The organism is Mesorhizobium sp. M7A.F.Ca.AU.001.01.1.1, from assembly GCF_004022735.1.
Taxonomy (GTDB): domain Bacteria; phylum Pseudomonadota; class Alphaproteobacteria; order Rhizobiales; family Rhizobiaceae; genus Mesorhizobium; species Mesorhizobium ciceri.
Window position 1 is genome coordinate 1 of the sequence record NZ_RZPF01001328.1, and the last position, 550, is coordinate 550.

The following is a 550-nucleotide window of genomic DNA, read 5'->3' on the forward strand; positions in this document are numbered from 1 at the left end:
GCCTTGACCATCATCCGAGCGCCGTTTTCGCTCAGGGTGAAGGATCGCTTCCCCTCGGCAGTCAATAGCCCGACAAGGCAGACCTCGGGATTATCGCGGTCATCGATTTCGATTGTGACGCCCGAGACCGCTGGCAGCATTACGTCCTTTGGCTTCTTCGGCATCACCACAACCTTGATACGTTCTCACTCCGTTCCCATCTTGGGCGGGCCTCGATCCTTGTCAATGAGACGACCTGAATGTGTGGACGCGTTTTTGTAAAATCGACCATCCCGGACATGGTGCGGCGCTTCGAGTTCGCGCACCCTGGCGACGTTGAGCGTTTGGGCAACGGGTTCCCGGTCTGGAATGGCGCGCCCAGCCTGACCTATCCAATCATTGTACGTGAAGAGCTTTCCACGAGCATGGCCGGTTTCCTTTCTGCGAAGTGGGGGCTGGTTCCCGGCTGGGCGCGCGATGGCGGCGGGCGGCCACCGCCTGTCAATGCGCGGTGCGAGACGATTGCCAGCAACGGCATGTTCCGAAAAGCATACGCCGCGCGCCGTTGCCT

1 protein-coding gene is annotated in these 550 nt (G+C 60.2%); it reads left to right on the plus strand.

The window, feature by feature from the left end; translation table 11 throughout:
• Positions 1–239 precede the first annotated feature (239 nt).
• On the plus strand, positions 240–550 hold a 311-nt coding region (locus EN884_RS37985; protein WP_164895519.1), incomplete at its 3' end, for an SOS response-associated peptidase family protein.